The sequence below is a fragment of the Flavobacterium sp. P3_A6 genome (assembly GCF_056403035.1).
This window is the reverse complement of sequence record NZ_JBFUGG010000013.1, coordinates 67839-81876: the sequence shown is the minus strand read 5'-3', so window position 1 is coordinate 81876 and position 14038 is coordinate 67839. Positions and strand designations below refer to the sequence as shown.

Sequence of the window (14038 nt, the reverse complement as noted above, 5' to 3'; positions counted from 1 at the left end):
TAATCCATTTCATTTTCTAGGTGAAACTATATTTTTGTCTTGTAACTTTTAATTTAAAAGACATGAAAAAAATAATAGATACAGATAAACCGCTAAAGAATTTGGACGAATGGGAAGATGATTTATTGATACGTTATCCAGACCCAGCAGAAAATATAAAAGAAAAGGAAGAGTTTAGAAATTATGTAGATTCAGAAAGAGTAGAAACGGTTAAAGAGTTCTACAGGATGAATCACACTTATCAAACTTACGATTTTGTATGCAGTAAAGAGGAAGAATTTCTGCAGTTCAATAAAAAAGAAATGTCAATCTGGGAAGCAGTAGAATTTTTGAATACCCTTGTTGACGACAGCGACCCGGATATCGACTTAGACCAAACCCAGCATCTTTTACAGACTTCAGAAGCCATTAGAGCAGACGGGCATGAAGACTGGTTTGTTCTTACTGGTTTTTTACATGATCTAGGCAAAGTTTTATGTTTGTTCGGAGAGCCTCAATGGGCAGTAGTGGGAGATACTTTTCCTGTAGGCTGTGCTTATTCAGACAAGATAGTTTATCCTGAATTTTTTAAGGATAATCCAGATTACACAGATGAAAGATTCAATACCAAATTGGGTATTTACACTGAAAACTGCGGTCTTGACAAAGTAAAAATGAGCTGGGGACATGATGAATATCTGTACCAGATTATGAAAGATTACCTTCCGGATCCAGCATTATACATGATTAGATATCATTCCTTTTACTCACAGCACAGAGAAAATGCCTATGCTCATTTAATGAATGAAAAAGATGTAGAAATGTTCGAATGGGTCAAAAAATTCAATCCGTATGACTTATACACAAAAGCACCCGTTAAACCAGATGTAAAGGCTCTGCTTCCTTATTACAAAGAACTTGTTGCTAAGTATCTGCCGGAAAAACTTAATTTTTAAAATATAAATCACTTTTTGTTTAGATAAGGTACTTCTTCCTGCAGGAGTTCAAAACCCTGCGGGGGTCTTACTCTTTGCAGAATTTCAGGTTAATTGGAAGATAACGAGAATAAAAAATGAAGAAAATCATTGCAAGAATACTATTATTTGGGCTGTTTGCCATATTAGGAACAACTGTTTTTGGACAGGAAAAAAACAGCAGAAACGATTGGGAAAATCCGGAGGTATTTCAGATTAACCGAGAGCCTGTGCGTGCCGCGTTTCTTCCTTATGCAGATGAGACATCGGCATTAAACGATATTTATACTAGTTCGCCTTGGTATTTTTCATTAAACGGGAATTGGAAATTTTCCTGGGCTCCGACACCGGATCAGCACCCGAAAGATTTCTATAAAACAGATTTTAATACAATAGAATGGAAAGAAATTGCAGTGCCTTCCAACTGGGAATTAAAAGGATATGGCATTCCAATTTATACGAATATCACGTATCCTTTTGAAAGAAATCCTCCTTTTATAAATCATTCTGATAATCCAGTGGGATCTTATAAAAGAGATTTTATTCTGCCCGAAGACTGGAAAAGCAGACACGTATTTCTTCACTTTGAAGCAGGAACATCGGCAATGTATATTTGGGTTAATGGTGAAAAAGTGGGATACACAGAAAATACAAAAAGCCCTGCCGAATTTGATATTTCAAAATATGTGAAAGCTGGAAAAAACAGTTTGGCTGTTGAGGTTTACAGATGGAGTGACGGTTCTTATCTGGAAGATCAGGATTTTTGGAGACTTTCAGGCATTGACCGCAATGTTTATCTGTACAGTACTAATAATATTCGTATTTCTGATTTTTTTGCAAAACCTGATTTAGATTCCAATTATAAAAATGGGAGTTTAAATGTAGATGTCAGTTTAAAAAACCTGACAGCAGCATCAGTAAACAACCAAAAAATAGTTGCTAAATTAATAGATGCTTCTGGTCAGAACATTTTTGTCAAAGAGCTGAAAGTTAATTTTGAGGCTGATAAAACTCAGACAGTTAATTTTTCTGAAAACGTAGCTGCTCCAAAATTGTGGAGCTCAGAGACACCGAATTTATACACACTGCTCCTGACGTTAAAAGATGAAAAAGAAAATATAATAGAATCGGTTTCGACTGAAATTGGTTTTAGAAAAATCGAATTGAAAGACGGACAATTATTGGTAAACGGAGTTCGTATTATGTTTCATGGTGTAAATATTCACGAAACGAATCCAGTAACGGGTCATTATCAGGATGAAGCTACGATGATGAAAGACATCAGACTGATGAAACAATTTAATATCAATGCAGTGCGTCTTAGTCATTATCCTAACAATTTGGTTTGGATGAAACTCTGCAATAAATACGGATTGTATCTGGTTGATGAAGCCAATATCGAGAGCCACGGAATGGGAGTAGAGGGACAGCCTCTAATTTGGATGAATCCAAAAACTAATCCGGGTCACCTTCCGGAATGGAGGGCAGCACACCTTGACAGAATTTACAGTTTGGTGGAAAGGGATAAAAACCAGCCTTCGGTGATACTTTGGTCAATGGGAAATGAAAGTGCCAACGGACCGGTTTTTCATGAGGCTTATAAATGGATTAAAAACAGGGACAAAACCCGATTGGTTCAGTTTGAGCAGGCCAAGGAAAATGAAAACACAGATGTTGTCTGCCCGATGTATCCAAAAATTGAGGCTATAAAAGAATATGCTGCCCGCAAAGATGTGAAACGTCCTTACATCATGTGTGAGTATTCGCATGCGATGGGGAACAGCAACGGAAATTTTCAGGAATACTGGGATATTATTCGCGGAAGCAAAAATATGCAGGGTGGATTCATCTGGGACTGGGTAGATCAGGGATTAAAAATGAAAGATGAGATTGGCCGTGAGTATTGGGCATACGGTGGCGATTTGGGAGCCCAAAATTATACGAATGATGAAAACGACTGTAATAACGGATTGCTTTTGCCGGACAGAACTCCAAATCCCGCAGCACATGAAGTAAAAAAAGTATATCAGGATATTTTATTTCAGTCTGCGGATGTTAAAAACGGAATAATTCAAATTACAAATGATTTCGGTTTTACCAATTTGAATAATTACAATTTCAGATTTCAGGTTTTAGAAAATGGAAAGATTATAAAAGAAGGAACAATTGATGTTGATTTGAATCCGAAATCCAAAAAGGATTTTAAAATCGATCTGCCAAAATTAGCAGCGAAGCCGGGAGTTGAGTATTTACTGAATGTTTTTGCTTACACTAAAACAGGTTCTGAATTAGTGCCACAAAATTTTGAAATCGCAAGGGAACAGTTTGTTTTAGAAAGCGGCAGCTATTTTGCAAAAACCGAGCAGAATAAATCCTCTTCAAAAGCAAGTGATGAGAAAAGCGAATATGTTTTGAGTGCCAATAATGTTATAGTTAAAATCAGTAAAACGACGGGATTAATTACGCATTACAGTTTAAAAGGAGAAGAGTATTTTAAACAATATCCAGAACCTAATTTTTGGAGAGCGCCAACAGATAATGATTTTGGAAATAAAATGCCAATAAAATTGAATGTTTGGAGAACAGCAGGAAACAATACCACTTTGGAATCAATTCTGCTTACTGAGGAAAACGGAAAAAATTATGTGGTTGCAAAATTAAAGCTTAACGATGTTGTTTCCGATTATACAATCAAATATTCACTTAGCAGTGACGGGGCTTTAGAGGTACAGCCGTCTTTCAAAAAAGGTAATAATCCAATACCAGAAATACCAAGGTTTGGGATGATTTTTTCTCTAAAAAATGATTTTGAAAACCTTGATTACTATGGAAGAGGGCCTTGGGAAAACTATCCGGACAGAAACGAATCGTCATTCAAAGGGATTTATCAAAGTAAAGTTGCAGACCAGTATGTGTCATATACGCGACCTCAGGAAAATGGATATAAAACCGATGTCCGCTGGTTTAAACTTTCAGATAATAAAGGAAAAGGTTTTGAAATAAAAGGACTGCAGCCTATATGCATGAGTACTTTAAATAATTTTCCAAGTGATTTTGATCCGGGATTAACAAAAAAGAATCAGCACATAAGTGATATTACACCAAGAAAAGAAGTAGTGGTATGTGTGGACTTGACTCAGCGCGGATTAGGCGGAGACACCAGTTGGGGAGCTTATCCGCACGAACAGTATTTATTGAAAGGAAGTGAATACAGCTATGGATTTGTTATAAAACCAATCGAGTAGAAAGGGAAAGACCTAACAGGTTAAAAAAGCACTAGTATTCGGAAGAGTTAAATTAGTTAATTTCAATAAGTTTCATACAATATTGCTCTCTTTGGTCGGAATGATAAAACAAMGGGGTAATACGTTATCGAAATATCCAGCTTTTCCGAATACTAGTATTTTTAAAACTTTTGGAGCTAAAAAATGATGGCAGAAAGCCAAACATTTCTGCTTCAAAAAACAATTGAAATCGAGTCATAAAAAATATTTTAAAAATTTATTGACTGCTTTATAAGCAGTCAATAATTAATACCTGCTTTTACAATATGGGTAATAGTACAAATGGAAGATTAGTTTCTTTGGATGCTCTGAGAGGGTTTGTCATGTTATGGATTATGAGCGGAGAGCATATTGTACATGCCTTGGCCAAAGCCGCACCAATTCCTGTTTTTATATGGATGTCGTCACAGCTGCATCATACAGACTGGAACGGTATTACGTTTTATGACATGATATTTCCTGTTTTTCTTTTTGTTGCAGGAGTTTCAATGCCTTATTCTTTCGAAAAGAAAATGAGTATTGCTGGAGTAAGTACACCAATGGAACTGCCAGCCGAGGAGAAAAGGAAAATTTACGTTACGATGGTAAAAAGGACATGCAAATTATTGCTGTTGGGATTTATTGTTAATGGAATACTGCGGTTTGACGGGTTTGACCAAACTCGGTTTGCCAGCGTTTTGGGACGTATTGGGCTTGCTTGGTTTTTTGCGGGTATTATCTATTTAAATTTTGATATAAAAAAACAAGTGTTTTGGTTGGTAAGCATTTTGGTTGGTTATTATGTAGTAATGAAGTGGATGCCAGTCCCTGGTTTTGGGGCTGGTATTTTAACGCCGGAAGGTTCATTTTCCAGCTATATTGACCAGCAGTTTTTACCAGGCAGACTGCATAGCAAAGTATATGATCCCGAAGGTTTGTTTTCGACGATACCCGCTGTTACGACTGCTTTGTTAGGAATGTTTTTAGGAACCTTTCTGAAAGGCAGTGCTAATGATTTTTCGGTAAGCAAAAAAATATTGATACTGATCGCATCAGCAGTTGTTTTGATAGGAATAGGTATTCTTTGGAATTATGATTTTCCAATCAATAAACGGTTATGGTCTAGCTCTTTTGTGTGTTTTGTGGGCGGATTCAGTATTTTGTTTTTTACTTTTTTTTATCTGATAATTGATGTATTGGGTTTCAATAAATGGGCATTCCCTTTGATATTGATTGGTTCCAATTCTATTCTGATATACATGGCATCCGAAGGCTTGGTAAATTTTGGGCATACCGCCGAATTTGTATTTGGAGGACTTATCAAATTTTTACCATTTATTTGGCAGCCTGTGTTTACCGCTGTTTCAATAACTTTTGTGCAGCTCGTCTTACTTTATTTTCTGTACAAAAGAAAGTGGTTTTTGAAAGTTTAAAGAGAATGAGTACAAACAAAGCCCGCTGAACGCAATTTATTAAATAACTGTTTAACACAAAGAGACATAGGTTTTGAAATTACAGATTTGTTTTTTTAAAAGCAATAAATTTTCACATTGATGCTGTGTATTGTTTGTAAACTGAAACATTTTTTTAAAGTAAACTAAAACTATGTCTATGTGTTAAATAAATATAGCAATAGGATTTTGATATCCTTGTTTTAAGTATTTGAAACTTTTTCAGATGGGTTAAACCTAAATATTCAAGTCAAATTTTACACCTATTAACTTACAATAAACCAATCTAATTATGAATGTATTGCAAACCGCAGATTATATAGTTTTCTTTATTTATTTCGTTTTAGTTACAGCCTATGGAATGTATATTTACAGAAGCAAAAAAAACACATCTACCAGTTCTCAAGAATATTTTTTGGCCGAAGGATCATTGACATGGTGGGCTATTGGTGCATCATTGATAGCGTCTAATATTTCGGCCGAGCATTTTATAGGGATGAGCGGTTCCGGTTTTGCACTTGGATTGGCTATTGCTTCTTATGAATGGATGGCGGCCGCTACATTAATTTTGGTGGCTATATTTATTCTGCCGGTCTATCTTAAAAACAAGATATTTACGATGCCGCAATTTTTGGCAAAAAGATATAATGGTACCGTAAGTACCATAATGGCTATAATTTGGCTGTTGATATATGTGTTTGTAAATCTTACTTCCATTATCTATTTAGGAGCTTTGGCAATTTCGTCAATCGCACCAATCAGTTTTGAATTTTGTGTCATAGGATTGAGTCTTTTTTCCATTATCGTTACTTTAGGAGGGATGAAAGTAATAGGATATACTGATATTTTCCAAGTTATAGTATTGATATTGGGAGGATTGGTTACTACCTATTTGTCTTTGGTCTTGCTGTCGGATCATTTTGGATTTGGTGAAAATGTATTTAAAGGACTTTCTCTTTTGGCTGACAAAGCACCGGATCATCTGCACATGATATTTGATAAATCAAGTCCTCATTATGCTGAACTGCCTGGAATGTCTGTACTTATTGGTGGTATGCTTATCAATAATCTGGCCTACTGGGGATGCAATCAGTACATTGTTCAAAGAGCTTTGGGAGCCGATTTGAAAACGGCCCGCAAGGGGATTTTGTTTGCTGCTTTTTTAAAACTGTTAGTTCCTATTATTGCTGTTTTACCGGGTATCGCTATGTATGTGATGCATCAAAACGGTATGTTCCAGCAAGAAATGGTGGATGCTGCAGGGGTTTTAAAACCCGATCATGCTTATCCAACCTTGATGAATTTATTGCCTGCCGGATTAAAAGGAATAGCCTTGGCAGCTTTAACAGCCGCAATTGTTGCTTCTTTGGCCGGTAAAGCCAACAGTATTTCCACAATTTTTTCTTTAGACATCTATAAAAAATATTTTAATCAAAATGCTACTGAAAGAAAACTGGTTCTTACCGGAAGATGGTGCGTAATAATCTGTATGTTTATTGCTGCTCTAGTTGCTCCAGCATTAAAATCATTAGATCAAGCTTATCAGTTCATACAAGAATATGTTGGTTTTTTCTCGCCAGGCGTTCTTGCCATTTTTTTATTGGGAATGTTTTGGAAAAAAACAACAGCTTCGGCAGGGCTTGCTGGTGCTTTCTTTACGGTTCCTATTGCCGCAGTATTAAAGTTTCTGCCAATGTGGACGAATGGCGCTTTTCCAGATTATCCTTTTTTGGACAGAATGGCGATCGCTTTCTTTATCGTAGTATTGCTAATGGTGGCTATTAGTCTTTTAAAACCTGAATCTAAAGAGCAGCATGAAACACATCAGATAGAAGTAGATACAGCGATGTTTAAAGTGTCCTCGGAGTTTGTTATCGGATCATTCATCATCTGCGGGGTATTAATAGCTTTATATACTGTTTTTTGGTAATTTCATGTCGGATTAAGTAAAATTTATTCGATAACGGATTGAGAAAATTTTAAGTAAGGATTTGAAAACAATCTTTTAATAAATAAAACAAATGATAAAGAAACTTGTAATTGCTGTAATTGTTTTTTGTATTTCATTGACTGGAATGGCACAAAAAGTCTATGATGTCAAAAAATATGGAGCGAAGGGAGATGGAAAAACCAATGATGCTGTTGCTATTCAAAAAGCTATTGATGCATGCAGTGCGACAGGAGGACAGGTACTGATACCGGCTCCGTTTACATTTTTGACCGGCCCTTTCAATGTAAAATCAAATGTAGATTTACATATTGAGGGCGGTGCCAGAATTTTGGCAAGCCCCGATGAAAAATTGTATACAGAAAGTGCTTTTCGTGCCAATAAAGGAGAAGGAACAATCTGGATTGGAGGTAAGAATGTCGAGAATTTCACCATTAGCGGCAACGGAAAAATAGACGGAAACGGAATTTCGTTTATGGGAGCCGAAGAGGAAGATGCTTATGTATTGAAACCTTTCAATATCTTGGATCCGCGTCCTCATGTTCTTACGATTATAGGCGGGAAAAATATCAGGATAAAAGATGTTCATATAGGAAATTCAGCCTATTGGACTGTTCACCTTGTGGGTTGCAACGACGTTGTTATTAGCGGTATTACTTTATTGAACAGTTTGAAAGTCCGCAACAGCGACGGAATTGACATTGACCACAGCAAAAATGTACGCATTAGCGATTGTTATATTGAAAGCGGTGATGACTGCATTTGCTTAAAAAACAGAAGAGAATTTGAAGAATTTGGTTCTTGTGAGAATATTGTTGTGACTAATTGTACAATGACCAGCAGCAGTTGTGCTATTAAGATTGGTTCAGAAAATATGGATGTTATCAAACAGGTGCTGTTTAATAATTGTATCATAAAAAACAGTAATCGTGGCGTAGGCATTCAAAACCGTGATGAAGGAACGGTGAGCGAAGTGATTTTCTCTAATATGATTATTGAAGGAAAATTAAAAACAGATACTTGGTGGGGAAAAGCAGAACCTATTTATGTAACAGCTTACAGCCGTGCAAGCGGTAACCATAAAGATGCCAATTGGCGTTTTCCTAAAGGTGCTGTCGAAGGGAAAGTGGGGGCAATAAGTAATATTTATTTCTCAAATATTCAGTGTTTTGGTGAAAACGGGGTCTATGTAAGCGGAGAATCGAAGGATAAAATTAAAAATATTGTTTTTGAAGGAGTGAATGTTTCTATTGATAAAACATCCAATTTTCCTGGGGGAGTTTACGATCGACGCCCTTCAAAAGTAGATGGTTTTGTAAAAGGAAGCACATCGGGATTTTATTTTGATACCGCCGAAAATATAAAAGTTCAAAATTGTTCGGTGAATTGGGGGAATAATAAACAGGATTATTTCAAATATGCTGTTGAAAGCAATAATGTTGATGTTTTGAAAGTGAATAATTTAGATGGAGAAGCAGCTTTTCCGGATAAATATGAAGCGGTGAAAAAGTAAAAACAAAAACAAAATATTTTCCTTTAGCCTAATGTTATTAAGTTCCAGATTTTCTTTAAGTTTTTTAAAATCCAGCTCTCGCAAAGACGCAAAGAAACCGGTTTTAAATTTTGCGTCTTCGCGTCTTCGCAAGAACAATTAAAGCTTGATATAATGGCACTGCCTTTCGGCTCTAGTTACTTTGCCTGCTATCTGTCGCTTGTATGCTGCGGAGAACTGTCGATGCCAGTAAAAAAAGCCTATTCTTTCTGCTTCAATTAATGAAAGTTTAGATAAATTAGCAGAACAAAAAAAAGAATCAACTAAACAAAAATGAAAAAGAATATAATTACAAAGATTATCGTTGGAGGCCTGCTTTTCAATGGCTTTTATGGATTTGCTCAAAAGACAACTTTGGAAGTTGACGTTGCCAAAACCATTACCAAAATCCAGCCCACTATGTTCGGTCTGTTTTTTGAAGATATCAATTTTGCCGCAGATGGAGGTTTGTATGCAGAAATGATTAAAAACCGTTCGTTTGAATTTGATAAGCCTTTAATGGGGTGGGAACAGCCTAATACTAAAAGGTCTTCTTTAAATATGCAGTCCGGCGTTGCGACACCCATCAAAGTATTGGAAAATAAAATCAATACTAATTTTTGCAGAGTTCTTGTAAATGATGACAAAGGATATGCAATCATTAATGAAGGATTTAGAGGAATGGGAGTAAAAAAAGACGAGAAGTACAATCTTTCTTTAAAGGCTGCTAATCATGGGGGAGCCATCAAAAAAATAATCATTCAGTTTATTGATAAAGACCAAAAAGTGATTGGCGAGACTAGTATTGTTCCAGCATCGGATGAATGGAAATATTATTCCGCGCAATTTACGGCTACTCAAACCGAAGCAAAAGCGAAATTAAAAATAACTTTTGAAGGAATAGGGACTATTGATTTAGACATGATTTCACTGTTTCCTGAAGACACTTGGAAGAACAGAAAAAATGGCTTGCGTAAAGATATCGTTCAGCTTTTGTATGATATGAAACCAGGATTTTTGCGTTTCCCAGGTGGCTGTATTGTAGAAGGAAGAACTTTGGCAGACCGCTATCAATGGAAAAAATCGGTAGGAAATGTTGAGGACAGAAGAACAATGATGAATCGTTGGAATGTAGAGTTCAGCCATAAACAGACTCCGGATTATTTTCAAAGTTTTGGATTGGGATTTTTCGAATATTTTCAGCTTTCAGAAGACATTGGTGCAACTCCACTGCCTATTTTAAGCTGCGGAATGGCTTGCCAGTACAATACTGGTGAATTGGCGCCAGTAGAAGAATTAGATCCGTATGTGCAGGATGCTTTGGATTTAATTGAATTCGCCAATGGCACGGAAGCTACGACTTGGGGAAAACTCCGCGCTGATATGGGACACCCCAAACCGTTCAACCTAAAATACATTGGCGTTGGAAACGAACAATGGGGACCTGATTATATTGAAAGATATAAAGTTTTTGAAAAAGCGATAAAATCAAAATATCCAAATATAATTATCGTGTCCGGAAGCGGGCCATCTCCAAAAGGAGAATTTTTTGAATACGGTATGCAGGAACTTAAAAAGCTAAATGCTGAGCTTGTAGACGAACATTATTATGAAAGCCCGCAATGGTTTAGAGAAAATGCAACCCGTTATGACAAATACGACAGAAAAGGGCCAAAAATATTTGCTGGAGAATATGCGGCACAAAGTGTTTCGGGAGCCAATCCAAATAATAGGAATAATTGGGAATGTGCCTTTTCTGAAGCTGCTTTTATGACTGGATTGGAACGAAATGCCGAAGTGGTCAATTTGTCTTCTTATGCACCATTAATGGCTCATGAAGATGCTTGGCAATGGACACCGGACATGATTTGGTTTAACAATTTAGAAGCGTATGGTTCTGCGAATTATTATGTGCAAAAGTTATTTTCAACTAATAAAGGCACTGATTTATTAGCGATTACCAATGAAGGAAAACCGCTAACAGGACAAAACAGCCTTTATGCATCTGCCGTGAAAGATACAAATACTAATGAAGTAATTGTAAAATTGGTGAATACAGCAGCAACGGCTCAAGAGATTACGGTTGATTTAAAAGGAAAAAAAGTAGCATCCAAAGGAACGGTTATAACGCTAACCAGTCCGAATTTGCAGGATGAAAACACTTTTGCCACTCCTAAAAAAATAAGCCCGACTGAAAGCGAATATAATTTGAAAGGCGAAAAAGCACCAATGAATCTGCCTGCCTATTCTGTTACTGTTTTGAAGTTGAAGATGAAATAATAAATAATGAGATATACTAAAAAAAGCTTCAGAGAAATCTGGAGCTTTTTTATCTTGTAAGAATAAATTTATTTTCTTTTAGAAATAATCTTGACTGGCAATGAGGCTTGTTCCAGGCTTTCGGTATTTGCCTTTATGGTTATTGGGTTACTTTCTTTAGTAGCTTTAAGAATAGAAATCGCCCTTTCTTGATAAGCTCTTCCGTTTTTCAAAGTCTGGTTTCTTTGAGTTTTCTTAAAAGTTATTGCAATTTGTAAACATGATGAAAGTCTCTTGGTTATTACTTTGTAAATCTTTTTCAGAAATGTATATTCTTCAATGATCATAAAAGAAAAACGGCAAGGTAATATCATTCATGCCTAACAATTGCTTCGTGCTTATTTTTGCTAACACCAATACTCTTTTCAGACATCACAGCCACTTGATTGAGGAACTATATGCCTCGTTTTGACGGCAGTTAGAAATTCCTTGTAAGCAAGCGGCATGTTATTGCGATCAATTGTAACAGCACCGGCTTTGAAATTTTGATTTTCTATAGTTTGCCCGTAATTCTTTACTGATAATGACACAGTGGCAAGTAGATAATAACTGGATATTGAGTTTTTATAGTAATGCGGATAATGAACTTTGTTATTTGCTCTCAATTGATTAGGAATTTATGATTAAAAGCAAGATGTTTCTTGTTTTTTTACAGTTTACTAATTGTTAGACTATTAATATTCGAAAATTAATATTGCATCATGAGTTGTGTTATCTGCATCATCTGTTATGTTTTTCTGACAAATGTATAATTACATTTGTCGTAATTATTTATGGTAAATAATGATGTATTTTTATTTAAAACCAAAAAACCAAACAATTATGATGAAAAATCAATTTTTTAAAAATGAAATTAAGATTTCTTCTCTAGGGATTAATCAAAAAGTATTAAGTTTAGCAACAGTATTTCTGTTATTATTAGCAAGTTGTTCAGAAGATAATTCGGATACCAAAAATTTGGATAAGCAAACTTCGGTTGCCAAATATTCGAGTGGTTATATTTCTGATAATACGGCAAAAAATGGTACAGGTACGAGCAATGGCTTTTTTTGGTCATTATATCAAGAAGGAGGCACTGCAGATTTAACCAATGGATCTTCAGGTAATTTCTCTATTTCCTACAGCAATGTAACAGATGTAGTAGGCGGTAAAGGATGGAATCCTGGATCAGCCAGAACAATTGGTTACAATATTGGGGCTCTTAGCGGCAGTTATAATTTTGTTGGTATCTATGGTTGGACTACAAGTCCGCTTATTGAGTATTACGTTTCAGAGAAGGGCAGTATTTCGGGATCAACATCTTTTGGAACAGTGAGTAGCGATGGACATACTTATAACTGTACTAAGTTTCAGAGAGTAAATAAACCATCTATTATAGGTACTGCAACTTTTTGGCAGTATATTGACAACTGGGGAGGTGCATCTACTGGAACAAATAACTCAGTTAATATGGCTAATCACATTAACAATTGGAAGAATAAAGGAGGTCAAGGATTTGGTAGTTATAATTATCAAATATTGGCATTAGAAGCTTTTAGCGGAAAAAGCGGTTATATCAACGCTACAGTGTGGTAGTTTTTTTGATTATTTGATATTGATAAGGCCGGTTAATTTAACAGTTACCGGCTCTTTATATTTTTTAATATCCAATTGTAAGCTATTTTGGGTTACGATTTTTTTGCTCTCAGTCTAAAGAAAACATTTCTATGAAGAAAGTATTAATTTTATTTTTAATTATAACAATAGCCGTTGTTAGCTCATGTTCGCAAAAAGAGCTTAAAAATTTTGCGTTAGTAGATGGTGGAAGTTTTGTGAATACAAAGTCAAATTACTACGGTAAAAGTTTATCATTGCCTGACTTTTATATTGGGATATATGAGGTAACCCAAAAAGAGTGGGTTGAGGTAATGGGGAATAATCCATCTGAATTTAAAGGGGATAATTTACCTGTAGAAACTGTAAGTTGGTACGATTGTGTAATATATTGCAATAAAAGGAGTGAAAAGGAAGGGTTAAAACCATATTACAATATTTACAAGAATAAAAAAGATCCCGATAATGTAAATGATATCGATAACATTAAATGGATGGTTACTGTCAATACAAGCGCAAATGGGTACCGATTGCCAACAGAAGCAGAGTGGGAATATGCAGCAAGCGGCGGACAGATGAGTAAGAGCTACGTTTACAGCGGGAGCAATGATTTGGATAAAGTAGCATGGTACTGGCGAAACTCTGGTGATAAAAATTTATCAGGATCGTGGCTTTGGCCAACATTAGAAAAAAATCATTGCAAAACAAAACCTATTGGCAGTAAAGAAGCTAATGAGTTGGGTCTTTATGATATGTCAGGGAATGTTAGGGAATGGTGTTGGGATTGGCTTAGAAATATGACCGAGGCTAAAGGGCGGGTTTGGAGAGGCGGCGGTTGGATTGGTGCAGATTTTTGTTGCGAACCGTCTTACCGTGGTGATCACGAAGCAAACGGCAAAGGGCCTGATCAGGGATTCCGTTTATGCCGTAGCAAGTAATCTAAAATTAAAGCAGTAACTCCCCGAAGATTCTTTGAAAAA

The 14038-nt window shown here is 35.9% G+C and carries 9 protein-coding genes; 8 read left to right on the top strand and 1 reads right to left on the bottom strand.

The genetic code is table 11. The annotated features are described in order from the left end of the window. Window positions 1-62 precede the first annotated feature (62 nt). The 6 genes from AC1DVP_RS13830 to AC1DVP_RS13805 all read left to right on the top strand — a co-directional run bounded on the left by AC1DVP_RS13830 (window position 63) and on the right by AC1DVP_RS13805 (window position 11426). Complete coding sequence (locus AC1DVP_RS13830) at window positions 63-935, top strand: inositol oxygenase family protein (protein ID WP_477184066.1); 873 nt, start codon at window positions 63-65, stop codon at window positions 933-935. Window positions 936-1051: 116 nt separating this feature from the next. Then, a complete protein-coding gene (gene lacZ / locus AC1DVP_RS13825) occupies window positions 1052-4198 on the top strand; it encodes a beta-galactosidase, LacZ type (protein ID WP_477184065.1) in 3147 nt (1048 codons plus the stop codon). A 305-nt stretch (window positions 4199-4503) separates the two neighbouring features. Further along, window positions 4504-5649: an acyltransferase family protein gene (locus AC1DVP_RS13820; protein WP_477184064.1), complete on the top strand. Its 1146-nt coding sequence runs from the start codon at window positions 4504-4506 to the stop codon at window positions 5647-5649. 310 nt (window positions 5650-5959) lie between these two features. After that, window positions 5960-7597 (top strand): sodium:solute symporter family transporter, encoded by a 1638-nt coding sequence (locus AC1DVP_RS13815; RefSeq protein ID WP_477184063.1) that lies wholly within the window; start codon window positions 5960-5962, stop codon window positions 7595-7597. A gap of 91 nt (window positions 7598-7688) precedes the next feature. Then, complete coding sequence (locus AC1DVP_RS13810; RefSeq protein WP_477184062.1) at window positions 7689-9128, top strand: glycoside hydrolase family 28 protein; 1440 nt, start codon at window positions 7689-7691, stop codon at window positions 9126-9128. Between the two features lie 312 nt (window positions 9129-9440). Further along, on the top strand, window positions 9441-11426 hold the full coding sequence (locus AC1DVP_RS13805) for an alpha-L-arabinofuranosidase C-terminal domain-containing protein (protein WP_477184061.1): 1986 nt from the start codon (window positions 9441-9443) through the stop codon (window positions 11424-11426). A 68-nt stretch (window positions 11427-11494) separates the two neighbouring features. On the opposite strand, the gene AC1DVP_RS13800 is transcribed toward AC1DVP_RS13805, so the two are convergent. Further along, window positions 11495-11638, bottom strand: coding sequence for a hypothetical protein (locus AC1DVP_RS13800; protein ID WP_477184060.1), 144 nt, complete (start codon window positions 11636-11638; stop codon window positions 11495-11497). 649 nt (window positions 11639-12287) lie between these two features. Here AC1DVP_RS13800 and AC1DVP_RS13795 point away from each other — a divergent pair. Both AC1DVP_RS13795 and AC1DVP_RS13790 read left to right on the top strand, forming a co-directional pair. Further along, window positions 12288-13040, top strand: coding sequence for a glycoside hydrolase family 11 protein (locus AC1DVP_RS13795; RefSeq protein ID WP_477184059.1), 753 nt, complete (start codon window positions 12288-12290; stop codon window positions 13038-13040). 131 nt (window positions 13041-13171) lie between these two features. Then, a complete protein-coding gene (locus AC1DVP_RS13790; RefSeq protein WP_477184058.1) occupies window positions 13172-13996 on the top strand; it encodes a formylglycine-generating enzyme family protein in 825 nt (274 codons plus the stop codon). The last annotated feature ends 42 nt before the right edge of the window (window positions 13997-14038 follow it).

What these genes read in the sequence shown, in the direction of transcription:
- AC1DVP_RS13830 (WP_477184066.1), top strand. Translation starts at nt 63, where the DNA reads ATGAAAAAAATAATAGATACAGATAAACCGCTAAAGAATTTGGACGAA.
- lacZ (WP_477184065.1), top strand. Translation starts at nt 1,052, where the DNA reads ATGAAGAAAATCATTGCAAGAATACTATTATTTGGGCTGTTTGCCATA.
- AC1DVP_RS13820 (WP_477184064.1), top strand. Translation starts at nt 4,504, where the DNA reads ATGGGTAATAGTACAAATGGAAGATTAGTTTCTTTGGATGCTCTGAGA.
- AC1DVP_RS13815 (WP_477184063.1), top strand. Translation starts at nt 5,960, where the DNA reads ATGAATGTATTGCAAACCGCAGATTATATAGTTTTCTTTATTTATTTC.
- AC1DVP_RS13810 (WP_477184062.1), top strand. Translation starts at nt 7,689, where the DNA reads ATGATAAAGAAACTTGTAATTGCTGTAATTGTTTTTTGTATTTCATTG.
- AC1DVP_RS13805 (WP_477184061.1), top strand. Translation starts at nt 9,441, where the DNA reads ATGAAAAAGAATATAATTACAAAGATTATCGTTGGAGGCCTGCTTTTC.
- AC1DVP_RS13795 (WP_477184059.1), top strand. Translation starts at nt 12,288, where the DNA reads ATGATGAAAAATCAATTTTTTAAAAATGAAATTAAGATTTCTTCTCTA.
- AC1DVP_RS13790 (WP_477184058.1), top strand. Translation starts at nt 13,172, where the DNA reads ATGAAGAAAGTATTAATTTTATTTTTAATTATAACAATAGCCGTTGTT.